Raw genomic sequence first — 22908 nt, 5'->3', positions numbered from 1 at the left:
AGGATTTGCCATGAACACCCACATTCCCACCCTGCTGCTGCGCGAATGGATGCAGCACAAGCGCGGCTGGCTGACGGCGGCATTCGCGCCGCCGCTGCTGTTCCTCTGCATCTTGTTGATCCCGTCGGCCACGGTCCAGGGGCTGCCGGGCGACAAGCTGCCACTGACCGCCACCATGGTGCTCGCGGTCAGCACGATGTCGGTCTACGGCATCTGCCTGCTGATCGCGCTGTTCCAACTGCCGGGCCTGGCGCGCCGCGATGTGCAGGACCGCTCCATCGAGTTCTGGCTGTCACTGCCGGGGCGACCGAGCGAAAGCATCGCAGCCACCGTGCTGGCCCATGCCTGGCTGGCACCGCTGGGCGGCCTGCTGGTCGGCGCCCTGTTGGGCGCGCCGATCGCGGCGGCGGTGGTCGCCAAGCAGGAGGGCCTGGCCGCCGTCGGTACGCTGCCCTGGGGCGAGATACTGGCCCTGATCGCCCCCATGCTGCTCCGCGCCATCGCCGGCACGGCATTGCTGCTGCTGTGGCTGGCACCGGCCATCTTCACGCTGATGGCGGCTTCGGCCTGGCTGAAGCGCCTGGGCGTGCCGGTGGTGCTGGTGGGCGGCGGCGTTGCCGTGGCAGTGCTTAAGAAGGCCTACGACATCGAATGGCCGTTGCAGGCCCTGCAGAGCCTGGTGCAGCAGGCGGGCCACGCGCTCTTCGGCAGTGAAATGGTGCTGGGCGAAGCGCTGAAGGCCGGCGACACGGGCGCCATCTGGCAATGGGCCGTGCTGGACCTCGGCCAGGCCGTGAGCCAGTTGGCCTCGCTGGAGTTCATCGGCTGGGCGGCCGTGGCGGCCGCAGGCTTTGCGCTGGTGGCGCTGAAGCGGCAGCGCGCGGGCTGACGCCGCGGGCACGCGCAAAAGAAAACCGGGGCCTCTGGCCCCGGTTTCAGTTGGTGGCTGCGCCGCCGGCTCAGGCCGACGCGCCGGCCAGCCCGTCGTCCTTGGCAGGGCTGACGAGGCGAGCCGCCATCTCCTTGCGGAAGCGGTTGAGCTCCTGCACGCTGGCGAAGCTGCGGTCCATCAGCAGGCTCATGTTGTGCAGGATGCGCTCGACGACCTTGTTTTCCCACACGCTGTCGAATTGGATCTGTGTGTCCAGCCAGCGCTCCAGCCACTCGGGGTCGGGCAGGCGGCTCTGGATGGTGTCGCGCGGGAACAGCTTGGCGTTCACGTGCAGATTGGTGGGGTGCAGCGCCTGGGCCGTGCGGCGGGCGCTGGCCATCAGCACGCCGACCTTGGCGAAGGCGGCGCGCGCCTCGTCGCCGAACTTGGCCATGGCGCGCTTCATGTAGCGCAGGTAGGCGCCACCGTGGCGGGCCTCGTCGCGCGACAGGGTTTCGTAGATGGCCTTGATGACCGGCTCGGTGTGCCACTCGGCGGCACGGCGGTACCAGTGGTTCAGGCGGATCTCGCCGCAGAAGTGCAGCATCAGCGTTTCCAGCGCTGGCGCCGGGTCGAAGTCGAAGCGCACCTCATGCAACTCCTGTTCGGTGGGCACGAGGTCGGGGCGGAAGCGCTTCAGGTACTCCATCAGCACCAGGCTGTGCTTCTGCTCCTCGAAGAACCAGACCGACATGAAGGCCGAGAAGTCGCTGTCCTCGCGGTTGTCGCGCAGGAACATCTCCGTGGCGGGCAACGCCGACCACTCGGTGATGGCGTTCATCTTGATCGTCTGGGCCTGCTCGTCGGTGAGCAGGCTGGCGTCGAACTTGTCCCAGGGAATGTCGCTGTCCATGTTCCAGCGCACGGCCTCAAGTTGCTTGAACAGTTCGGGGTAAAGCATGGTGAATCCTCGTTTAGAGCCCGGATTCTAAAAGTTCAGGCGGCGCGCCGAGTTCTGACCTCACAGGGCCAAGGTCAACCCGTCGGAAAGCCCCGTGCAGGCACTGTTTGCAGGCCACATCTCATGCACGCGGACATGCGCCTGGCTCCTGCCGCACCGGGCAACAATCGTCACCAGAAGCAGTGACAACGAGACAGCTCGCGCACCGTCAACCGCCCATGCCGGCTACACACCGCACAAACCCGAATTCAGCCCGCCGACCGCGGGCTCGTCTGCAGGAATTAGGCCGCCCAACCTCTCTGAGTACAGAGCTGCAATCTCGGAGCCCTTCTCCTCCTCCCTCCCTCATTGGCTTCGAGGCGTTCCGCGGCCGCTTTTACAACCCGGGCCCGTGTCGCACGACACGGGCCCTCGTCATTTCAGCCAGCCCTTGCGGCGGAAGTAGATGAAGGGCGCGGCCACAGACAGCAGCATCAGCGTCAGCGCGAAGGGATAGCCCCATTCGGACTGCAGCTCCGGCATGTGCTGAAAGTTCATGCCGTAGATGGACGCGATCAGCGTGGGCGGCAGCAGCGCGACGCTGGCCACCGAGAAGATCTTGATGATCTTGTTCTGGTTGATGTTGATGAAGCCGACCGTGGCATCCATCAGGAAGTTGATCTTGTCGAACAGGAAGGCTGTGTGCGAGTCCAGCGAGTCGATGTCACGCAGGATCTGCCGCGACTCCTCGAATTGCTCGGCATTCAGCATGCGGCTGCGCATCATGAAACTGACCGCGCGGCGCGTGTCCATCACGTTGCGGCGGATACGGCCGTTCAAGTCTTCCTCACGGGCGATCGCTGACAGCACCTCGCCGGCCTCGGCGTCGGTCACGTCGCTCTTCAGCACGCGGGCGCTGACGGCTTCCAGCTTGTCGTAGATGCCCTCCAGCACGTCAGCTGAATACTCGGCGTCGGCGTCGTAGAGCTTCAGCAGCACGTCCTTGGCATCCTCGATCAACGCCGGAATGCGGCGCGCTCGCAGCCGCAGCAAGCGGAACACGGGCAGATCCTCGTTATGCACCGAGAACAGCACGTTGTTGAACAGGATGAACGCCACGCGCACATTGCGCGCCGGCTTGCCACCGTCAGCGTCCTCGCCGCCCTCGATGAGGAAGTCGGAACGGATGTGCAGTTCGCCGTTGTCTTCCTCGTAGAAGCGCGCCGACTCCTCCAAGTCCTCGTCGACGATGTCTTCAGGGATGGTCAGCCCGAAGCGATCGCGGATCCAGCCCTTCTCCTCGGCGCTGGGACTCTCCAGATCCACCCAGATCGGGCGTGACAGCGCCAGGTCTTCCGCGGTCTCGATTTCTTCCTGGAACAACCCGCCCTTCAAGCGGCCATTGTCCAGCGTGAACACATTCAGCATGCATCGTCTCCAGCAGCGCTGGCAAAGGACGACGCCGGGCGCCGTCCGGGGTGGCGGGGTCAGTCAACCGTCTCACTCCGGGCGGGCGCGGCCTGTTGCAGGCCGCCGGCGGGAGTGGACGGTCACCGAGGGTGATCGCTGTCCAAGTAGAACTCCGTAGCGGAAATAGCCGCAGATTATTGCACCCACGCAAGCCGTGAAAGAAGACGCAAAAGCGAGGCGTCGGCGGAAGCAAAAGCTGGCTGTCATCCCCTTGTCACGCAGTCACTTTGCGCGCAGACTGGGCTCGTCGATTCCCCACTCCCACCCACCTCCGCTACTCGAAAGACCCCTCCTCCTACCTCCCCCCTTCCCCAGTTTTTGGTTCCGTTTTTCTCGACCCATTCCTCTGAAAGGAGGCTTTATGAATCTGACGATCAGTGGCCATCATCTCGAAGTCACCCCGGCGCTGCGCGAATACGTGCTCACCAAGCTGGATCGTGTGACTCGCCACTTCGACCAGGTTGTTGATATCAACGTCCTGCTGACCGTAGAGAAGCAAAAGGAGAAGGAACGACGCCAGCGCGCTGAAGTCACGCTGCACGTGAAGGGCCGCGACATCTTTGTCGAACAGGCCCACGAAGACATGTACGCCGCCATCGATCAACTGATGGACAAACTGGATCGCCAGGTGTGCCGCCACAAGGACAAGGTGCAAGACCACCACCACGCCTCGGCCAAGCGCCTTGAACTGCCAGCGCGCTGACCCGCGCCCTCGCACCGTCAAAGCGGCCGCTCGGCCGCTTTGTCATTTGCGCGTCACGCTACGCGCGCTTCGACGGCTGTTGCTGCAGTGCCGCAAAAGCCCGCATTCAGGGGTGACGAAGGACGTTTTCAACGCCAGCAAGGCCACGCGCCCTCCTGAAAACGACGCGCAGTTCCATAATCCGTACCTCTGATTGACCCACAACCCGGCTGCGGCCGCGCCCACCAGGCGCCCCCGACGCCAGGTATCTGCCCATGAACCGTCTCGCCGCCATCCTGCCCGCCGACAACGTGTTGGTGAACGTGGATGCGTCCAGCAAGAAGCGCGCCTTCGAACACGCGGGCCTGCTGTTCGAGAACCATCACCAGATGGCTCGCGCGCTGGTCACCGACAACCTGTTCGCTCGCGAACGCCTGGGATCCACCGGTCTGGGTCACGGCGTGGCCATCCCGCACGGCCGCGTCAAAGGGCTGAAAAACCCGCTGGCTGCTGTGCTGCGCCTGCAGCAGCCGATCGCATTCGATGCGCCTGACGACGAACCGGTGGGGCTGCTGATCTTCTTGCTCGTGCCCGAGGCTGCCACGCAGCGGCACCTGGAAATCTTGTCCGAAATCGCCGAAATGCTGTCGGATCGCGAACTGCGCGAACAACTCAAGAGCGAGCCGGAAGCGCAGACGCTGCACAAGCTGATCGCGGCTTGGGAGCCGCTGAAGTCCGTCGCCTGAAAACGCCTCGCGCAACCCCTGAACAACCACGCGCCGGGGGCGGTCCTGGCGCCCAAGCCCGTCTGGCGGCTCTATGAAACCCACCTCCATCAGTGCCGAGCGGCTGTTTGAAGAGCACCGCGAGGCGCTGCGTTGGGAGTGGATTGCCGGCCACGCCCACCCTGAGCGCCGCTTCGACGAAGCCGCCGTGCGCGACGCGCAAAGCGCCGCCGACTTGGTCGGCTACCTGAACTACATCCACCCGTACCGGGTGCAGATCGTCGGCCGCCGTGAGGTGGCGTACCTGAGCCAGGAAAGCACCGAAATCCAGGACAGGCGCATCTCGCGCATCGTCACGCTGGAGCCGCCGGTCATCATCATCGCGGACGACTCGGTGCCGCCTCCGCGCCTGGTGGCCATGTGCGACCGCGCCGAGATCCCGCTGTTCCGCACCAACGAGTCTGCCGGTCACGTCATCGACCTGGTGCGCGGCTACCTGTCACAGCTGTTCGCCAACCGCACGACGCGCCACGGCGTGTTCATGGACATCCTGGGCCTGGGTGTGCTGCTGACCGGCGAGTCGGGCCTGGGCAAGAGCGAACTCGGCCTGGAGTTGATCTCGCGCGGCCATGGACTGGTGGCCGACGACGCCGTGGACTTCTTCCGCATCGCGCAGACCGCCATCGAAGGCCGCTGCCCGGCGCTGCTGCTGAACCTGCTGGAGGTGCGCGGCATCGGCCTGCTGGACATCAAGGCCATCTTTGGCGAGACGGCGGTGCGCCGCAAGATGCGGCTCAAGCTCATCGTGCACCTGGTGCGCAAGGAGACGATGGAGCGCGACTTCGAGCGCCTGCCCTACGAGCCACTGTACGAGGACGTGCTGGGCATGCCCGTGCGCAAGGTCGTCATCGCCGTGGACGCCGGCCGCAACCTGGCCGTGCTGGTGGAGGCTGCCGTGCGCAACACCATCCTGCAGCTGCGCGGCATCGACACCTACAAGGAATTCGTCGAGCGCCATCAGCGCGCCATCGACAGCGGGTCGCTGGACTGACCCGCAGCGACGCGGCTCAGCCCTTGTTCGGGCAGTCGGCCTTGATGCAGGTGGCGTACAGCGCCAGCGAATGCTCCTGCAGCTGGAAGCCGCGCTCGGTGGCGATGGCGTTCTGGCGCGACTCGATGCCAGCGTCGTAGAACTCCTCGACCTTGCCGCAGTTCAGGCAGACGAGGTGGTCGTGGTGGTGCCCCTCGTTGAGCTCGTAAACGGCCTTGCCGGTCTCGAAATGGTTGCGGCTGAGCAGGCCCGCCTGCTCGAACTGTTGCAACACCCGGTACACCGTCGCCAAACCGATGTCAGCGCCGTCGCCGAGCAGGGCCTTGTAGACATCCTCGGCCGTCATGTGGCGCTGCTGGGCGCGCTGGAAGATCTCCAGGATCTTGATGCGCGGCAGCGTTGCCTTGAGGCCGCTGTTCTTGATGTCGCTGGTTTGGGTCTTGGCAGAAGTGGGCATGGCGCGTGGGCCGGAGCCCGACAGGGCCCCCGCTAGAATCCGCGCGATCATAGCCAGCCGAGCCCTCGGCGGGCGTTCTCCGTCCCATCTTCAGCCGCCCATGCGTCCCCTGCTTGCCTCTCTCCCGCTGCTCGCGCTGCTTGGCGGCTGCTCCTACCTGCCCACATGGGACTCGCTGCCCACCATCACCGGCGACAAGGTGCTGGGCGTGCTGACGCCCTACCGGGTCGAGGTCGTGCAGGGCAATGTGCTGACCAAGGAAATGGTGGCTCGCGTCAAGCCGGGCATGCCCAAGGCGCAGGTGCGCGACCTGCTCGGGTCGCCGCTGCTGACCGACATCTTTCACGAGTCGCGCTGGGACTACCCGTTCACGATCCGCCGCCAAGGCGCGCCAGAGCAGCACCGCCTGGTGGTCGCCGAGTTCGACGGCGACAAGCTCAAGGCGCTGACGGTGCCCGACGACCTGCCGACGGAGAACGAGTTCGTCTCCGCCATCAACACCTTCAAGCCTGGCAGCAAGCAGCCCAAGCTGGCCCTGAGCGACGCCGAGCGCGCCGCGCTGCCGCCGCCCAAGAAGAGCGCCGAGCCGGCCCCCACCGCTGCCGCCGAAGGCCCGGCGCCCGGCCGCGTCTATCCGCCGCTGGATGCCAAGACGGGAGCCGGCTCGTGATCAAGGTTGCCATCACCGGGGCCTCGGGCCGCATGGGCAAGATGCTCATCGAGGCCGTCCAGGCCGCCGACGACTGCACGCTGCACGTCACGCTGGACAAGGGCGATGACGTGCGCGCCGGCCTGGCCGGTGCCGATGTCCTGATCGACTTCACCCGCCCCGAGGCGACGCTGGAACACCTGGCCATCTGCGCCGACCTGGGCGTGAAGGCCGTCGTGGGCACCACCGGCTTCGACGACGCCCAGAAGGCCCAGCTCGCCCAGCTCGCCGAGCGCACGGCCATCGTCTTCGCGCCCAACATGAGCGTGGGTGTCAACGTCGTGCTCAAACTGCTGGACATGGCCGCCCGCGCGCTGGCCGAGGGTTACGACATCGAGATCGTCGAAGCCCACCACCGGATGAAGGTCGATGCGCCCAGCGGCACTGCGCTGCAGATGGGCCAGGTCGTCGCCGACGCCGTGGGGCGTGACCTGAAGGCATGCGCCGTCTACGGCCGCGAAGGCGTCACCGGCGCGCGCGATCCGTCGACCATCGGCTTCGCCACCGTGCGTGGCGGCGACATCATCGGCGACCACACCGTGCTGTTTGCCGGCATCGGTGAGCGCATCGAGGTCAGCCACAAGGCCACCAACCGCAGCATCTACGCCCAGGGCAGCCTGCGCTGTGCGCGCTTCTTGGCCGGCGGCAAGACGACCGGACTGTTCGGCATGAACGACGTGCTGGGCTTCAGCCGCTGACATGTTCACGACCTTCTGGGCCCAGAGCGATGCGATTGGCCGCGGCGTGGCCTTGCTCATGCTGGCCATGTCGGTCAGCGCCTGGGCGCTCATCCTCTGGAAGACCTGGCTGCTGCGCCGCGCCCGCAAAGGGCTGCAGCGCGCCGTGCCGGCGTTCTGGTCGGCAGCCGGCGTGAATGAGGGCCGCACGGCCCTGCAAAACTTCGACACCGAACGCCTGCTGCTGCCGCTGCTGGACGCCGCCACGGCCGAAACGCGCACCGCCACGCTGGACGCCTCGGCCAAGCGTGAATCGCGCCTGACGCGCCGCCTGCGCGACGCGCTGCACGCGGTGCTGGCCAAGCTGCAGTTCGGCCAGGTGATGCTGGCCTCCATCGGCGCCACGGCCCCCTTCGTGGGCCTGTTCGGCACCGTCTGGGGCATCTACCACGCGCTGGTCAGCATCTCGGCCGCCGGCAACATCACCATCGAAAAGATCTCGGGGCCCGTGGGTGAGGCACTGATCATGACGGCCGCGGGACTGGCCGTGGCCATTCCGGCAGTGCTGGCCTACAACATCTTCGGCAAGCTGGTGGCGGCCTGCGAGGCCGACCTGGAAGGCTTCGCGCACGACCTGCGCGAGCTCCTGGACAACGACGCCTGACCATGGCCTTCGGTCGGCTTGAACGCCCCGACACCGCTCGCCCCATGAGCGACATCAACATGACGCCGCTCATCGACGTCATGCTGGTGCTGCTGGTGATCTTCATGATCACTGCGCCTTTGATGACCGCCTCGCTGCGGCTGGACCTGCCCAAGAGCGAGGCTGCCACGCCCAGTGACGCGCCCAGCTTCATTGCCGTGGCCATCACACCCGATGGCCAGCTGCACCTGGACGACGAAGCGCTGGATGCGAAGGCCTTCCAGCAGCGCATTGCGGATCTGGGTCGCGCCAACCCGCAGCTGGAAGTGCAACTGCGCGCCGACCGCGCCGTGCCCTACGGCCAGGTGGCTGAGCTGATTGGTTGGGTGCAGGCCGCCGGGCTGAACCGCATCGCCTTCGTCGCGCAGGCGGCCGCGTCGGCCCCTTGAGCGAAGGGCCACCGGGAGGGTGGCACCTACAATTTGGCGCATGAACGCCAAGACCGAAGCGCCCAGCTACAACCCCAACGAGATCGAAGCCGCCGCCCGAGCCTACTGGGCCGAGCGCGACGCCTACCGCGTCACGGAAGACGCGAGCAAGCCGCACTTCTACGCCTGCTCCATGCTGCCCTACCCCTCGGGCAAGCTGCACATGGGCCATGTGCGCAACTACACGATCAACGACATGCTGGCCCGCCAGCTGCGCATGAAGGGCTACAACGTCCTCATGCCCATGGGTTGGGACGCCTTCGGCCTGCCGGCCGAGAACGCCGCGATGAAGGGCAAGGTGCCGCCTGCCCAGTGGACGTACGCCAACATCGCCTACATGAAGGGCCAGATGCAGGCCATGGGCCTGGCCATCGACTGGAGCCGCGAGGTCGCGACCTGCCAGCCCAGCTACTACAAGTGGAACCAGTGGCTGTTCCTGAAGATGCTGGAAGCCGGCATCGCCGAGCGCCGCACGCAGGTCGTCAACTGGGACCCGGTGGACCAGACCGTGCTGGCCAATGAGCAGGTCATCGACGGCCGCGGCTGGCGCTCGGGCGCGCTGGTCGAGAAGCGCGAGATCCCAGGCTACTACCTGAAGATCACGCAGTACGCCGAGGAGCTGCTGTCGGCCGTGGCCAACCCGGAAGATCCGAACTACCTGTCCGGCTGGCCCGAGCGCGTGCGGCTGATGCAGGAGAACTGGATCGGCAAGAGCCAGGGCGTGCGCTTCGCGTTCCCGCACAGCATCGAAGGCGGCGGCGACAAGCTCTGGGTGTTCACCACCCGTGCCGACACCATCATGGGCGTGACCTTCTGCGCCGTGGCGCCGGAGCATCCGCTGGCGACGATCGCTGCGAAAGACAAGCCCGAAGTCGCCGCGTTCATTGAGGAATGCAAGGCCGGCGGCACGACCGAGGCCGAGTTGGCCACGCAGGACAAGAAGGGCGTGCCCACGGGCCTGTTCGTCACGCACCCGCTGACCGGCGCGCAGGTGCCGGTGTGGGTCGGCAACTACGTGCTGATGAGCTACGGCGACGGCGCCGTGATGGGCGTGCCGGCGCATGACGAGCGCGACTTCGCGTTCGCGAAGAAGTACGGCATCGAGATCAAGCAGGTCGTGACCGTCGACGGCGAGGCCTTCACGACCGACGCCTGGGCCGAGTGGTATGGCGACAAGACCCGCGGTGTGTGCGTCAACTCCGGCGTGCTGGACGACCTCGGCCACAAGGCCGCCGTCGACAAGGTGGCCGAGCTGCTGGCCGCGAAGGGCATCGGCGAGAAGAAGACCACCTGGCGCCTGCGCGACTGGGGCATCAGCCGCCAGCGCTACTGGGGCACGCCCATCCCCATCATCCATTGCGATGACTGCGGCGTCGTGCCGGTGCCGGAGAAGGACCTGCCCGTCACGCTGCCCGAGGACCTGATCCCGGATGGCAGCGGCAACCCGCTGAACAAGCACGCCGGCTTCCTGAACGTCGGCTGCCCGAAATGCGGCAAGCCCGCCAAGCGCGAGACGGACACGATGGACACCTTCGTGGACTCGTCGTGGTACTTCATGCGCTACTGCGACCCGACCAACGATGACGCGATGGTCGGCGCCGGCACCAAGTACTGGATGCCGATGAACCAGTACATCGGCGGCATCGAGCACGCCATCCTGCACCTGCTGTACGCGCGCTTCTGGACCAAGGTCATGCGCGACCTCAAGCTCGTGGACGTGTCCGAGCCCTTCCAGAAGCTGCTGACGCAGGGCATGGTGCTCAAGGGCGCGTTCTTCCACAAGCCCGAGGGCGGTGGCAAGGACTACTACTGGGACCATGAGATCGACGTCATCCACGACGACAAGGGCGGCATCGCCGGCGCGACGCTGAAGAAGGACGGCACGCGTCTCGAGTACGAGATGACGACCATGTCCAAGTCGAAGAACAACGGCGTGGACCCGCAGGCCCTGATCGACCAGTACGGCGCCGACACGGCCCGCCTGTTCGTGATGTTCGCCAGCCCCCCGGAGCAGACGCTGGAGTGGAACGACGCCGCCGTCGAAGGCGCGCACCGCTTCCTGAAGCGCGTGTGGAACTTCGGCGTGCGCAACGCCGAGGCCATCAAGGCCGGTGGCAACGACTTCGCTGCGCTGAACGGCGACGGCAAGGCGCTGCGCCGCGAGGTGCACAACGTGCTCAAGCAGGTCAGCTACGACTACGAGCGCATGCAGTACAACACCGTCGTCTCCGGCGCGATGAAGCTGCTGAACGCGCTGGAAGGCTTCAAGGCCGAAGGCCAGGCTGCGGCCGTGCGCGACGGCTTCTCGGTGCTGCTGCGCGTGCTTTACCCGGCCACGCCGCACCTGAGCCACACGCTGTGGCAAGACCTCGGCTTCGCGGCCGAACTGGGCGATCTGCTCGACGCCCCGTGGCCCACGGTCGACGAGGCCGCGCTGGTGCAGGACGAGATCGAACTGATGCTGCAGGTCAACGGCAAGCTGCGCGGCTCGGTGAAGGTGCCGGCAAGCGCCGACAAGGCCGCCATCGAGGCCGCCGCGCTGGCCAACCCCGAGTTCGCCAAGTTCAGCGAAGGCAAGGCGCCGAAGAAGGTCGTCATCGTGCCGGGCCGTTTGGTCAACATCGTCGTCTAAGCACATGCGCCCCCACGCTCGCTCGCGCTCGCTGCCCCCCGAGGGGGCGCAAGACGCCTTGGGACGGCCCGGCGGCGTCTTGGACCGCCGCCTCGCGCTCATCGGCCTTGCAGCCCTCACCGGCTGCGGCTTTGCGCTGCGCCGCGAGCCCGAGCTGCCGTTCAAGACGCTGGCGCTGACCGGCTTTGGCGCCGACTCGCCGCTGGCGCTCGGCCTGAAGCGCCAGATCAAGCGCACGCCGGTGCAGGTGCTGGACGACCCGGCGCGTGCGCAGGTCGTGCTGGAGGCGCTGGACGAGCAGCGCGACCGCTCGGTGGTGGCCTCCACCAGCGTCGGGCAAGTGCGCGAATTCCAGCTGCGGCTGCGCTTCGACTACCTGGTGCGCACGGCCGAGGGCGAGCTGCTGGTGCCCAAGGTCGAGCTGCGCCTCGTGCGCGACATGAACTACACCGAGACCGCCGCGCTGGCCAAGGAGCAGGAGGCCGCCAACCTCTACAGCGCGATGCATTCCGACGCCATCGCCCAGGTGATGCGGCGGCTCGCGGCCATCAGGTTGCCCGGCTGATGCAGCTGCGCGCCGAGGGCCTCGCCGCCCACCTGAGCAAGGGCCTGGCCCGCATCTACACCGTGCACGGCGACGAGCCGCTGCTCGCGCAGGAGGCGGCCGACCAGATCCGCGCCGCCGCGCGCGCGCAGGGCTTCGGCGAGCGGCAGATCTTCACCGTCTCGGGCGCCTACTTCGACTGGGCACCCGTGCTGGCCGCGGCCCAGGCCATGAGCCTGTTCGCCGAGCGCCAGTTCATCGAGATCCGCATCCCGGGCGGCAAGCCTGGTAAGGATGGCTCCGAGGCGCTGCAGCGTTACGCCGAGGCCGCGCCCGACGACGTGCTGACGCTGGTGACGCTGCCGCGCCTGGACAAGACGCAGCTCAACAGCGCCTGGTTCACGGCGCTGGACGGCCACGGCGTGTCCCTGCGCGTGGAGCCGGTCGAGCGCCGGTTGCTGCCGGCCTGGCTGGCACAGCGGCTGAAGGCGCAGGGCCAGTCCGTGCCCGAGGGCGAGGACGGCCAGCGCGCGCTGAGCTTTTTTGCCGATCGCGTGGAGGGCAACCTGCTGGCCGCCCACCAGGAGCTGCAGAAGCTCGCGCTGCTGCACCCCAAGGGCGAACTGACGCTGGCGCAGATCGAGGCCGCCGTGCTGGACGTGGCGCGCTTCGACGTGTTCAAGCTCAGCGAGGCCGTGCTGTCCGGCAACGTGCCGCGCCTGCTGCGCATGCTGGACGGCCTGGAGGCCGAGGGCGAGGCCGCCGTGCTGGTGCACTGGAACCTGGCCGAGGACGCCCGCGCGCTGGCCCGCGTGCGCGCCGCGCTGGACGCCGGCCGGCCGCTGCCCATGGCCATGCGCGAAGCGCGCGTGTGGGGCGCCAAGGAGCGGCTCATCGAGCGCATCGCGCCGCGGCTGGACTCGGCCAAGGCCGGCGCGCTGGTGCAGGCCGCGCAGGTGTGCGATGGCCTCGTCAAGGGCCTGCGCCACCCCGACTGGCCCGGCGACCCCTGGGCCGCGCTGCGCCGCCTCGCCCTGATGCTGGCAGAAACCGCAAGCGGCAAAACCGGGGCAGTTCTCACGGTCCGCTGAGCGCGCTTGGGCTATCGTGCGGAGCGGAATCACGCTGCCATGACCATCGCCCGCTGCCTCGCCCTGCTGACCCTCACGCTGTGCCCGCTCGCTGCACAGGCTGTGCCCCTGACCGTGCAACTGCGCGGGCCGGGCGGCCAGCCGCTGGCCGGAGCGGCGCTCGCCGTCGAAGTCAAGGGGCGGCCGGCCAAGACGAGCACCGCCAAGGCCGAGATCGGCCAGCGCGACCGCCAGTTCACGCCGCAGGTGCTCATCGTGCAGACCGGCACGGCCGTGAACTTCCCGAACTTCGACACCGTGCGACACCACGTCTACTCGATCTCGCCGATCAAGGTCATGGACATCAAGCTGTACTCCGGCACGCCGACCGAGCCGGTGGTGTTCGACAAGCCGGGCGTCGCGGCGCTGGGCTGCAACATCCACGACAAGATGAGCGCCCACGTCATCGTCGTCGACACGGCGCTGTTCGGCCGCACCGATGACAAGGGCAAGCTCACGCTGGACCTGCCGCCCGGCGAACACAGCGTCAAGGCCTGGCACGCGGCGCAGAAATCACCCACGCTGCAGAGCCTGCGCCTGAGCGTGCCCGCGGCCGGCGGCAACGCCACGCTGACGCTGGCCGACTGACCCATGCCCGCCTGGCTCAATCTCCGCCGTCTGGAGGGCCGCATCGTCGGCCTGTTCCTGGCGCTGCTGCTGGTGGTGCAGCTGCTCAGCTTCACCACCATCCACACCGGCATCACACGCAACGCCGAGGCCTCGCTGGGCGCCGAGCTGCAGACCGGCGAGCTGGTGCTGCGCCGCCTGCTGGAGCAGCGCGCCGGCAAGCTGCGCGACGCGGCCGAACTGCTGGCCAAGGACTACGGCTTTCGCACCACCATCGGCCTGTCGCTGGCCGAGGAAGGCACGCTGGAGACCATCAAGGACGCGCTGGCCAACCAGGGCGAGCGTGTCGGGGCGTCCATGGTGGCCTATTTCGACGGGCAGCTGCAGCTGGTGGCGGCCACGCGCGACGGCGCGGCCTCGTTCGGCAGCACGCTGCAGCAGCTGGTCGACCAGCCCGATGGCAACGCGCTCGCGGTGCGCGGCACCGACGTGTTCCAGGTTGTCGCCGTGCAGGTGCGCACACCGGCGCCGGTGGGCTGGGTGCTGATGGCCTTCCGGCTGGACCGCGAGGTGCTGGACGACCTGCAGGCGCTGTCCGGGCTGGACAGCGCGCTGCTGCTGCAGCCTGCCGGCCAGCGCTGGCAGGGCACGGTGGCCCATCTTCCACCGCTCGCAGCCGAGGCTCTGGCGCAACAGCTGGGCCCGCAGCAGCCGACCGAAGGGGTGTTGACGCTGGCCGGCGAGCGCCAGCGGGCGCGCTTCGTGCCGCTGCTGCTGGGCGAGCAGCAGCTGGGCGTGCTGCTGCTGCGCTCGCTGGACGCCGCGCTCGCGCCCTACCGCCAGCTGCAGCTGACGCTGGTGGGCATCACGCTGCTGGGCGTGGCGGTGTTCGCGCTGGTCAGCGTGCTGCTGGCGCGCGGCATCAGCAACCCGATCAAGGCCCTGTCCGGCGCCGCGCTGCGGCTGGAGCGTGGCGACTACGAGACGCCGGTGCCGGCCACGTCCCCGCTGATTGAGGTGCGCAAGCTCGCACTGGCGCTGGAGAGCATGCGCGAGGGCATCCGCCGGCGCGACGAGCTGGTCAACGAGCTGGCCTACGTGGACGGCCTCACCCAGCTGCCCAACCGTGCCCGCTTCGCGCAGGTGCTGCAGTTCCACCTCGACCTGGGCCACACGCACGGCGCCGTGCTGATGCTGGACCTGGACCGCTTCAAGCACGTCAACGACGTGCTGGGCCACGACTTCGGCGACCGCCTGCTGCAGAGCGTGGCGCTGCGGTTGCAGGCGCTGTGCCAGCCGCTTCAGGCCATCCTGGCGCGGCTGTCGGGCGACGAGTTCGCACTGCTGCTGCCGCATGCCGACGCGCGCGAGGCCAGCGAGGTGGCACTGGCCATCCTGAAGGACTTCGAGCAACCGCTGCAGATCGACGACGAGACCATCGACCTGGGCGCTGGCATCGGCATCGCCTTGCTCGGCGAGCATGGTCTGGACGTCAACCTGCTGCTGGGCCGCGCCGAGCTGGCCATGTACGCCGCCAAGACGCGCCAGTGCGGCAGCCTGCTGTACCACGCGCAGCTGGATGCCGGCAGCCAGGAGTCGCTGTCGCTGCTGTCGGAGCTGCGCCGCGCGGTCGAGAACAACGAGCTGCGGCTGTACCTGCAGCCCAAGATCGACCTGCAGCGCGGCAAGGTCATCGGCGCCGAGGCGCTGGTGCGCTGGCAGCACCCGGTGCGCGGCCTCGTGCCGCCCATGCAGTTCATCCCGTTTGCCGAGCAGACCGGCTTCATCCGCGTGCTCAGCGCCTGGGTGCTGGCCGGCTCGGCCAGGTTCGCGCGCGAGGCGCGCGATGCGGGCCTCACGCTGCGGCTGTCGGTCAACCTGTCCACGCGCGACCTGATGGACCAGGAACTGCCCGCCAAGATCGAGGCCATGCTCGCGCCGCTGGAGGTTGCGCCCGGCTCGCTGTGCCTGGAGATCACCGAGAGCGCCATCATGGACGACCCCGAACGGGCCTTGTCCACGCTGGAGCACCTGCACGCGATGGGCTTCAAGCTGTCCATCGACGACTTCGGCACCGGCTACTCGTCGCTGGCCTACCTGAAGCGCCTGCCGGTGGACGAGCTCAAGATCGACAAGAGCTTCGTCATGGCCATGGAGCGCGACCTGGACGATGCGCGCATCGTGCGCTCCACCATCGAGCTGGCGCACAACCTGGGCCTCAGCGTCGTGGCCGAGGGGCTGGAGACGGCCAAGGCCTGGGCCATGCTGGCGCAGCTGGGCTGCGACGAGGGCCAGGGCTACTTCATCTGCAAGCCCATGCCGCAGGAGCAGTTCGTCACCTGGGCCAAGACCTGGCAGCCGCCGGATGTGTCGGCCACGGCCGAGAGCACGCTCGCGCGGCTGGGCTAAGCCACCGCCACCACCAGCAGCATCAGCAGCGGATAGGGCAGCGCCACCGTCGGGCGCAGCGCGCTCTTCAGGTAGGCCGCCACCAGGCCGGCGCCACGCGGCCGGCTGGCCAGCCAGTCGCTGTGCAGTTGCATCGCCACCGCGTCGCCGGCCGTCAGGCCCCGCTCCACGGCCAGCAGGCGCTCACCCAGCCGGGACTGGAAGGTCTTGAGCACCGCTTCCTGCAGCCACAGCAGCGCCAGCAACGGCACGGCCAACGCGGGCTGCGCCACCAGCGCGCAGGCGGCAAACGCCACCAGCTTCACGCCCAGCGCCAACGCCTCGTAGCGTTCATGCTGGCCTTGCAGCGCCAGCCATTCGTGGTGCAACGCGTTCACTTGGCTTCCAGCACTTCCCAGCGCTCCATCAGCGCCAGCAGCTCGCCGTCAATCTCGCCAGCGCGCTCGGTCACTTCGGCGATGCGCTTGGCGCCCTGCGTGTACAGCTCGGTGCCGTTGAGCAGCGCATTCAGCTGCGTCTGCTCGGCCTCCAGCGCGGCGATCTGCTTGGGGATCTCGTCCAGCTCGCGCTGTTCCTTGTAGCTGAGCTTGCGCTTGGTGGCGACGACCGGGGCCGGCTCCGGCGCAGGCGGCGTCGGCGCCGCGGCCTTGGGCGCGGCGTGTGCCTGCAGCGCCGCGGCGCGCTTGGACTGGGTCAGCCAGTCCTGCACGCTGCCTTCGTACTCGCGCCAGCGGGCGTCACCCTCGTAGACGATGGTGGAGGTGACCACGTTGTCCAGAAAGCGGCGGTCGTGGCTGACGAGGAAGACCGTGCCGTCGTACTCGGCCAGCAGTTCTTCCAGCAGCTCCAGGGTTTCGATGTCGAGGTCGTTGGTGGGCTCGTCCAGCACCAGCACATTGGCCGGCCGCGCGAACAGGCGCGCCAGCAGCAGGCGGTTGCGCTCGCCACCCGACAGCGTGCGCACCGGCGAGTTGGCCCGCGCCGGTGAGAACAGGAAGTCGCCGAGGTAGCTCTTGACGTGTTTCTTCTGCGTGCCGATCTCGATCCACTCCGAGCCGGGGCTGATGGTGTCGGCCAGCGTGGCGTCCAGGTTCAGCGTGTCGCGCATCTGGTCGAAGTAGGCCACCGTCAGCCGCGAGCCCTGGCGCACCGTGCCGCTGTCGGGCGGCAGCTCGCCGAGGATCATCTTCAAGAGCGTCGTCTTGCCGGCACCGTTGGGGCCGATGAGGCCCACCTTGTCGCCACGCAGGATGGTGCTGGTGAAGCCGCGCACGACTGCGCGCTCGCCCCAGCTCTTGGACACATCCTCCAGCTCCGCGACGATCTTGCCGCTGCTCGCTCCGGTGTCGATGTCCAGCCGCACCTTGCCCTGCACATCGCGGCGCGCGGCATGCTGCAGCCGCATCTCCTGCAGCCGCTGCACGCGGGCCACGGAGCGCGTGCGCCGCGCCTCCACGCCCTTGCGAATCCACACCTCTTCCTGCGCCAGCAGCTTGTCGAAGCGGGCATTGGCCAGCGCCTCGTTCTCCAGCTCGTAGGCCTTGGCAGCCTGGAAGGCGGCGTAGTTGCCGGGGTAGCCGCGCAGCTGGCCACGGTCCAGCTCGACGATGCGGTTGGCCACGTTGTCCAGGAACTGCCGGTCGTGGGTGATCAGCAGCAGCGAGCCCTTGAAGTCGTTCAGCAGGCCTTCCAGCCAGGCGATGGCGTCCAGGTCCAGGTGGTTGGTGGGCTCGTCCAGCAGCAGCACGTCGGGCTGGGCCACCAGCGCACGGCCCAGCGCCACGCGCTTCTTCAGGCCGCCGGAGAGGCTGCCCACCAGGCGCGAGCCGTCCAGCCCCAGGCGGTGCAGCGTCTCGTCAACGCGTTGCTCCCAGTTCCACGCGCCGATGTGCTCGATGCGCTCCTGCACCCACGCGAGGTCGTCGTTCTCGTCATGGCGCTCGTAGCGCTCGCGCAGCGCCTTGGCCTCGGCCACGCCCTCGCTGACGACGTCGAAGATGGTTGCGTCGCCGCGCAGCTCAGGCTCCTGCGGCACGTAGACGTTGGTCAGGCCTTGCTGCTGCTGCAGCAGGCCGTCGTCGAGCTTCTCGATGCCGGCGAGGATCTTCAGCAGCGACGACTTGCCAGTGCCGTTGCGGCCGATGAGGCCGACGCGCTCGCCGATTTCGAGGGAAAAGCCCGCGCCATCAAGCAGCGCGACGTGCCCGAACGCGAGATGGGCATTGGTGAGGGAGAGGACAGCCATACCCGTATTGTCGGCCCCTCGTCCGGTCGAGCGCCGCTGGACGCAGCTCGCCCAGCCGGTCCCCGAGGGGACGGCCCGGCACCGACCCGCGGTTTTGTCAGATCAGATCAGCCGTTCGGCGTGGTGGCGCAGGTGGTCGTCGACGACGCTGGCGATGAAGTAGTAGCCGTGGTCGTACCCGGCGTGGCGGCGCAAGGTCAGCGGCTGGCCGGCGGCGGCGCAGGCGGCCTCGAAGGCCTCGGGGTGCAGCTGCTCGGCCAGGAACTTGTCGGCCAGGCCCTGGTCGATAAGGATGCCCTGCGGGTACGGCGCAGCCGCTTGCGCCCGCATCAGCAAGCTCGCGTCGTGCGCCGCCCAGGCGGCCTTGTCGTCACCCAGATAACCGGCAAACGCCTTGTGGCCCCACGGGCATTGCGCAGGCGCCGCGATGGGCGCCAAGGCCGACAGCGACTGGAAGCGCCCCGGGTGGCGCAGCGCCAACGTCAGCGCGCCGTGGCCGCCCATGGAGTGGCCGAACAGGCCGGTCTTGGTGAGGCCGGTCTCGCGCTGCACCAGCGGGATCAGCTCGTTCAACAGGTAGCTCTCCGTACGCCAGTGCCGGGCCCATGGTGCTTGTGTGGCGTCGAGGTAGAAGCCCGCGCCGACGCCGAAGTCCCAGGCTTCGGCCTCGCCGGGCACGTTCGCCCCGCGCGGGCTGGTGTCGGGCATCAGCAGCGCCAGGCCCAGCTGCGAGGCCAGGCGCTGGGCACCGGCCTTCATGGTGAAGGTCTCCTCGGTGCAGGTCAGCCCGGCCAGGAACACCAGCAGCGCCTTGGGCGCCGGCGGCAGGTACAGCGCGAAGCGCATGGGCAGGCCGATCTCGGCCGAGGCGTGGCGGTGGAACCGCTGGGTGCCGCCAAAGCAGCCGTGTTCAGACAACAGTTCCATCCTCAACCTTCCCTCAAGTGGCCATGCGTTGGTCCACTGTATCGAGAACGGCCTCGGGCTCGTCGGCCTGCGCCGGGGTTTCTTCGTTCAGCACGGCCTGCAGGCGCTCGGTGTCGAGGTCGCCGGTCCACTTGCCCACCACCACCGTGGCCACGCCGTTGCCGACGAGGTTGGTCAGCGCGCGCGCCTCGGACATGAAGCGGTCGATGCCCAGGATCAGGGCCAGGCCCGCCACCGGCACCTCGCCCACGGCCGACAGCGTGGCCGCCAGGACGATGAAGCCGCTGCCCGTCACGCCGGCCGCGCCCTTGCTCGTCAGCAGCAGCACGGCCAGCAGCGTGAGCTGCTGCGTCAGCGTCATGGGCGTGTCGGTGGCCTGCGCGATGAAGACGGCGGCCATGGTCAGGTAGATGGACGTGCCGTCCAGGTTGAACGAGTAGCCGGTCGGGATGACCAGGCCCACCGTGGACTTGCGCACGCCCAGGTTCTCCAGCTTGGCCATCATCCGCGGCAGCACCGATTCGCTGGACGAGGTGCCCAGCACGATGAACAGCTCTTCCTTGATGTACTTGATGAACTTCCAGACCGAGAAGCCGTGCACACGGGTGATGAAGCCCAGCACGATGAACACGAAGAAGAAGCAGGTGGCGTAGAACGCGCCCATCAGCTTGGCCAGCGACAGCAGCGAGCCCACGCCGTACTTGCCGATGGTGAAGGCCATCGCGCCGAACGCGCCGATGGGAGCCAGCTTCATGATCATGCCGACGATGGCGAACAGCACGTGCGAGGTCTTCTCGATGCCGTCGAAGATCAGCGTGCCGCGGCCGCCGAAGCGGTGCAGCGCAAAGCCGAACATCAGCGAGAACAGCAGCACCTGCAGCATCTCGCCCTTGGCGAAGGCGTCCACCACCGTGGTGGGGATGATGGCCAGCAGGAAGTCCACCGTGCCCTGCATCTTGCCCGGCGCGGTGTAGGCGGCAATGCTCTTGGTGTCCAGCGTGGCGGGGTCCACGTGCATGCCGGCGCCCGGCTGCAGCACATTCACCACCACCAGGCCCACCACCAGCGCGATGGTGGACACGATCTCGAAGTACAGCAGCGCGTAGCCGCCGGTCTTGCCCACGCGCTTCATGTCCTCCATGCCGGCGATGCCCACCACCACCGTGCAGAAGATGATGGGCGCGATGATCATCTTGATCAGCTTGATGAAGCCGTCACCCAGCGGCTTGAGCGCCTCGCCGGTGTGCGGAAAGAAGTGGCCCACCAGCACGCCGATGACGATGGCGGTGATGACCTGGACGTACAGCGACTTGTACAGCGGCTGCCTGGATGTGGGGGTGTGATGCATGAACGGCTCCGTCCAGTCCTGCGGTTGGAACTGGCTGTAACCGTCAGCTTAGGGGCCGGGGCCGGCGGTGGCGATTGTGTGTTCCCACATCCGAACCGCGCCGCGGCCGTGCAAGGCGGCGGGCCGCGAAGCCGCGGTTCTCGCACGGCAAAGCGTCGCGTCGCTCAGCGGCGCAGGATGCGCACGTGCTTGGGCCTGTCGATGCGCAGTTCGCTGCCGGTGCGCGTCAGCGTGCCGCGGTCCGGGTCGATGCGCAGCACGGCGACGCTGCCACCGCCCTGGTTGGCCACCACCAGCCAGCGCCCGCCCGGCACGAGGCCGAAGCTGCGCGGCGTGCGGCCGCCGCTGGGTGTGCTGTCGACGAAGCGCAGCGTGCCGTCCTGCGGGTCGATCGCGAACACCGACAGGCTGTCATGCCCGCGGTTGGAGACGTAGAGGAAGCGGCCGCTCTCGTGCACGAGGATCTCGGCCGCCGTGTTGCCCTCGGCCGCGGCGCCCGGCGGCAGGCTGGACAGCGCCTGCACCGGATGCAACGCGCCGCTCACGGCATCCACGCGATAGGCCGCCACGCGCGAGCTGAGCTCCAGCGCCACATAGACATGGCGGCCATCGGGCGCAAAGGCCAGGTGGCGCGGCCCGCCGCCAGGCTCGGTGGCCGCACGCCCGGCGGCCGACGGCGCCAGCCGGGCCGTGCCGGCGTCCAGCCGATAGATCAGCACCTGGTCCAGCCCCAGGTCGGGCACATAGGCCAGCGCCTGCGTCGGGCCGGGGTAGATGCCGTGCGGGTGCGGCCGCGTCTGGCGCTGCGGGTGGACGCTGGCGCCCTCGTGCTGCAGCGTGGACGCCGCCGGCCCCAGGCTGCCGTCGTCGCGCACCGGGTAGGACACGACATTGCCACCGTTGTAGTTGGCCAGCAGCAGCACACGCCCGCTCGCGTCCAGCGCCAGGTGGCAGGGGCCGCTGCCCTGCGACGGCTGTGTGTTGATCAGCGCCAGGCGGCCGTCCGGCTGCATCGCGAACGCGGCGACCTCCTCCCGCCACGCGCCGTCCGCCGCGCGGCTGGCGCTCACCGCGTAGACGAACGGCCGGGACGGATGCAGCGCCAGGAAGCCCGGGTTGCCGACGGCCGCCGCCAGCCGGGGCGGCGACAGCGTGCCGCTGGCCTCGTCCAGCGTGGCGACGTAGATGCCCTGGCTGTCGCCGCCGGTGTCGGTGCCGATGTAGACCCGCGTCTCGGCCATCACGGCCAGCGGCAGCCAGGCAGCCAGCAGCGCCAGCGCCCGCACCACGTCAGAACTCGACGACCGAGCGGATGCTCTCGCCGCGGCGCATCAGCTCGAAGCCCTCGTTGATGTCTTCCAGCTTCAGCTTGTGCGTGATCAGCTCGTCGATGTTGAGCTTGCCGTCCATGTACCAGTCGACGATCTTGGGCACGTCAGTGCGGCCACGGGCACCGCCGAAGGCCGAGCCTTCCCAGTGCCGGCCAGTGACCAGCTGGAACGGCCGCGTGCTGATCTCCGCGCCCGCCGGCGCGACGCCGATGATGATGCTGCGGCCCCAGCCCTTGTGCGTGCACTCCAGCGCCTGGCGCATCAGCTGCACATTGCCGACGCACTCGAAGGAATAGTCAGCGCCGCCATCGGTCAGCTGCACGAGGTGGTCGACGAGGTTGGGCACATCCTTGGGGTTCACGAAGTCGGTCATGCCGAACTTGCGCGCCATCGCCTCACGGGCCGGGTTGATGTCCACGCCGATGATCTTGTTGGCGCCCACCATCTTGGCGCCCTGGATGACGTTCAGGCCGATGCCGCCCAGGCCGAACACGACGACATTGGCGCCCGCCTCCACCTTGGCCGTGAACAGCACGGCGCCCACGCCGGTGGTCACGCCGCAGCCGATGTAGCAGACCTTGTCGAAGGGCGCGTCGGGGCGGATCTTGGCCAGCGCGATGCCGGGCACGACGATGTGGTTGGAGAAGGTGCTGGTGCCCATGTAGTGGAAGATGGGCTCGCCGTTCAGGCTGAAGCGCGACGTGCCGTTGGGCATCAGGCCCTTGCCCTGCGTGGCGCGGATGGACTGGCACAGGTTGGTCTTGCGGCTCAGGCAGAACTTGCACTCACGGCATTCCGGCGTGTAGAGCGGGATGACGTGGTCGCCGGGCTTGAGCCACGGCACCTTGCTCTCCAGCACCACGCCCGCGCCCTCATGGCCCAGCACGGCGGGGAACAGGCCTTCCGGGTCGGCGCCGGACAGCGTGAAGTCGTCGGTGTGGCAGATGCCGGTGGCCTTGACCTCGACGAGGACTTCGCCGTCCTGCGGACCTTGCAGGTCCAGCGTCTCGATGGTCAGCGGGGCGGCGGCCTTCCAGGCGACGGCAGCACGGGTTTGGATGG

Annotated in this window: 22 protein-coding genes; 13 read left to right on the top strand and 9 right to left on the bottom strand. The window is 68.2% G+C overall.

Features of this window, described 5'->3' with window-relative positions; translation table 11 throughout:
• The first annotated feature begins 10 nt into the window (after window positions 1-10).
• The gene (locus NYO99_RS08670; RefSeq protein ID WP_268166771.1) at window positions 11-889 is read left to right on the top strand and encodes a hypothetical protein; all 879 of its coding nucleotides are present in this window, start codon (window positions 11-13) and stop codon (window positions 887-889) included.
• A gap of 70 nt (window positions 890-959) precedes the next feature.
• Here NYO99_RS08670 and NYO99_RS08665 read toward each other — a convergent pair whose 3' ends face one another.
• The gene (locus NYO99_RS08665; RefSeq protein WP_268166770.1) at window positions 960-1832 is read right to left on the bottom strand and encodes a ferritin family protein; all 873 of its coding nucleotides are present in this window, start codon (window positions 1830-1832) and stop codon (window positions 960-962) included.
• Window positions 1833-2246: 414 nt separating this feature from the next.
• Window positions 2247-3239 carry a magnesium/cobalt transporter CorA gene (gene corA, locus NYO99_RS08660; RefSeq protein WP_268166769.1) on the bottom strand — a complete coding sequence of 331 codons (993 nt, stop codon included), beginning with the start codon at window positions 3237-3239 and terminating at the stop codon, window positions 2247-2249.
• Window positions 3240-3642: 403 nt separating this feature from the next.
• Between corA and hpf the strand changes: the two genes are divergently transcribed.
• From hpf to hprK, 3 genes are all read left to right on the top strand, one after another.
• Window positions 3643-3984: a ribosome hibernation-promoting factor, HPF/YfiA family gene (gene hpf, locus NYO99_RS08655; protein WP_268166768.1), complete on the top strand. Its 342-nt coding sequence runs from the start codon at window positions 3643-3645 to the stop codon at window positions 3982-3984.
• Window positions 3985-4238: 254 nt separating this feature from the next.
• Window positions 4239-4709, top strand: coding sequence for a PTS IIA-like nitrogen regulatory protein PtsN (gene ptsN / locus NYO99_RS08650; RefSeq protein ID WP_268166767.1), 471 nt, complete (start codon window positions 4239-4241; stop codon window positions 4707-4709).
• A gap of 73 nt (window positions 4710-4782) precedes the next feature.
• A complete protein-coding gene (gene hprK, locus NYO99_RS08645) occupies window positions 4783-5739 on the top strand; it encodes an HPr(Ser) kinase/phosphatase (protein WP_268166765.1) in 957 nt (318 codons plus the stop codon).
• A gap of 16 nt (window positions 5740-5755) precedes the next feature.
• On the opposite strand, the gene fur is transcribed toward hprK, so the two are convergent.
• Window positions 5756-6196, bottom strand: a complete 441-nt coding sequence (fur, locus tag NYO99_RS08640; protein ID WP_268166763.1) for a ferric iron uptake transcriptional regulator — start codon at window positions 6194-6196, stop codon at window positions 5756-5758.
• Between the two features lie 100 nt (window positions 6197-6296).
• On the opposite strand from fur, the gene NYO99_RS08635 reads away from it, so the two are divergent.
• Genes NYO99_RS08635 through NYO99_RS08595 form a run of 9 tightly spaced genes read left to right on the top strand, consistent with a single transcriptional unit; the run spans window position 6297 to window position 15995 of the window.
• Complete coding sequence (locus tag NYO99_RS08635) at window positions 6297-6866, top strand: outer membrane protein assembly factor BamE (RefSeq protein ID WP_268166762.1); 570 nt, start codon at window positions 6297-6299, stop codon at window positions 6864-6866.
• Entirely contained in the window at window positions 6863-7603 is a 741-nt protein-coding gene (gene dapB / locus NYO99_RS08630; protein WP_268166761.1) for a 4-hydroxy-tetrahydrodipicolinate reductase, read from the top strand. Before NYO99_RS08635 ends, dapB begins: the two co-directional genes overlap by 4 nt.
• Before the next feature lies 1 nt (window position 7604).
• Window positions 7605-8246 carry a MotA/TolQ/ExbB proton channel family protein gene (locus tag NYO99_RS08625; RefSeq protein ID WP_268166760.1) on the top strand — a complete coding sequence of 214 codons (642 nt, stop codon included), beginning with the start codon at window positions 7605-7607 and terminating at the stop codon, window positions 8244-8246.
• A gap of 2 nt (window positions 8247-8248) precedes the next feature.
• Window positions 8249-8674 carry an ExbD/TolR family protein gene (locus NYO99_RS08620; protein ID WP_268166759.1) on the top strand — a complete coding sequence of 142 codons (426 nt, stop codon included), beginning with the start codon at window positions 8249-8251 and terminating at the stop codon, window positions 8672-8674.
• Window positions 8675-8714: 40 nt separating this feature from the next.
• On the top strand, window positions 8715-11345 hold the full coding sequence (leuS, locus tag NYO99_RS08615) for a leucine--tRNA ligase (protein WP_268166758.1): 2631 nt from the start codon (window positions 8715-8717) through the stop codon (window positions 11343-11345).
• A 4-nt stretch (window positions 11346-11349) separates the two neighbouring features.
• Complete coding sequence (locus NYO99_RS08610; protein WP_268166757.1) at window positions 11350-11910, top strand: LPS-assembly lipoprotein LptE; 561 nt, start codon at window positions 11350-11352, stop codon at window positions 11908-11910.
• A complete protein-coding gene (holA, locus tag NYO99_RS08605; protein WP_268166756.1) occupies window positions 11910-12980 on the top strand; it encodes a DNA polymerase III subunit delta in 1071 nt (356 codons plus the stop codon). The genes NYO99_RS08610 and holA overlap by 1 nt, the downstream gene beginning before the upstream one ends.
• 39 nt (window positions 12981-13019) lie before the next feature.
• On the top strand, window positions 13020-13607 hold the full coding sequence (locus tag NYO99_RS08600; protein ID WP_268166755.1) for a methylamine utilization protein: 588 nt from the start codon (window positions 13020-13022) through the stop codon (window positions 13605-13607).
• Between the two features lie 3 nt (window positions 13608-13610).
• Window positions 13611-15995 carry a putative bifunctional diguanylate cyclase/phosphodiesterase gene (locus tag NYO99_RS08595; RefSeq protein WP_268166754.1) on the top strand — a complete coding sequence of 795 codons (2385 nt, stop codon included), beginning with the start codon at window positions 13611-13613 and terminating at the stop codon, window positions 15993-15995.
• Here the strand turns inward: NYO99_RS08595 and NYO99_RS08590 are convergent.
• The 6 genes from NYO99_RS08590 to NYO99_RS08565 all read right to left on the bottom strand — a co-directional run bounded on the left by NYO99_RS08590 (window position 15992) and on the right by NYO99_RS08565 (window position 22906).
• Entirely contained in the window at window positions 15992-16372 is a 381-nt protein-coding gene (locus NYO99_RS08590; RefSeq protein ID WP_268166753.1) for a hypothetical protein, read from the bottom strand. The two genes, NYO99_RS08595 and NYO99_RS08590, sit on opposite strands and share 4 nt — an antisense overlap.
• Window positions 16369-18240, bottom strand: coding sequence for an ATP-binding cassette domain-containing protein (locus NYO99_RS08585; protein WP_268166752.1), 1872 nt, complete (start codon window positions 18238-18240; stop codon window positions 16369-16371). Before NYO99_RS08585 ends, NYO99_RS08590 begins: the two co-directional genes overlap by 4 nt.
• A 102-nt stretch (window positions 18241-18342) precedes the next feature.
• Window positions 18343-19167, bottom strand: coding sequence for an S-formylglutathione hydrolase (gene fghA, locus NYO99_RS08580; RefSeq protein ID WP_268166751.1), 825 nt, complete (start codon window positions 19165-19167; stop codon window positions 18343-18345).
• A 13-nt stretch (window positions 19168-19180) separates the two neighbouring features.
• A complete protein-coding gene (locus NYO99_RS08575) occupies window positions 19181-20515 on the bottom strand; it encodes a dicarboxylate/amino acid:cation symporter (protein ID WP_268166750.1) in 1335 nt (444 codons plus the stop codon).
• A 164-nt stretch (window positions 20516-20679) separates the two neighbouring features.
• On the bottom strand, window positions 20680-21804 hold the full coding sequence (locus tag NYO99_RS08570; protein ID WP_268166749.1) for a lactonase family protein: 1125 nt from the start codon (window positions 21802-21804) through the stop codon (window positions 20680-20682).
• Window position 21805: 1 nt separating this feature from the next.
• The gene (locus NYO99_RS08565; protein ID WP_268167367.1) at window positions 21806-22906 is read right to left on the bottom strand and encodes an S-(hydroxymethyl)glutathione dehydrogenase/class III alcohol dehydrogenase; all 1101 of its coding nucleotides are present in this window, start codon (window positions 22904-22906) and stop codon (window positions 21806-21808) included.
• Window positions 22907-22908 lie beyond the last annotated feature (2 nt).

It is taken from the genome of Roseateles hydrophilus, assembly GCF_026712245.1.
In the GTDB taxonomy this organism is placed as follows: domain Bacteria; phylum Pseudomonadota; class Gammaproteobacteria; order Burkholderiales; family Burkholderiaceae_C; genus Pelomonas; species Pelomonas hydrophilus.
Note: the sequence above shows the minus strand (reverse complement) of the source record. Positions and strands in the feature narration are given on the sequence as shown.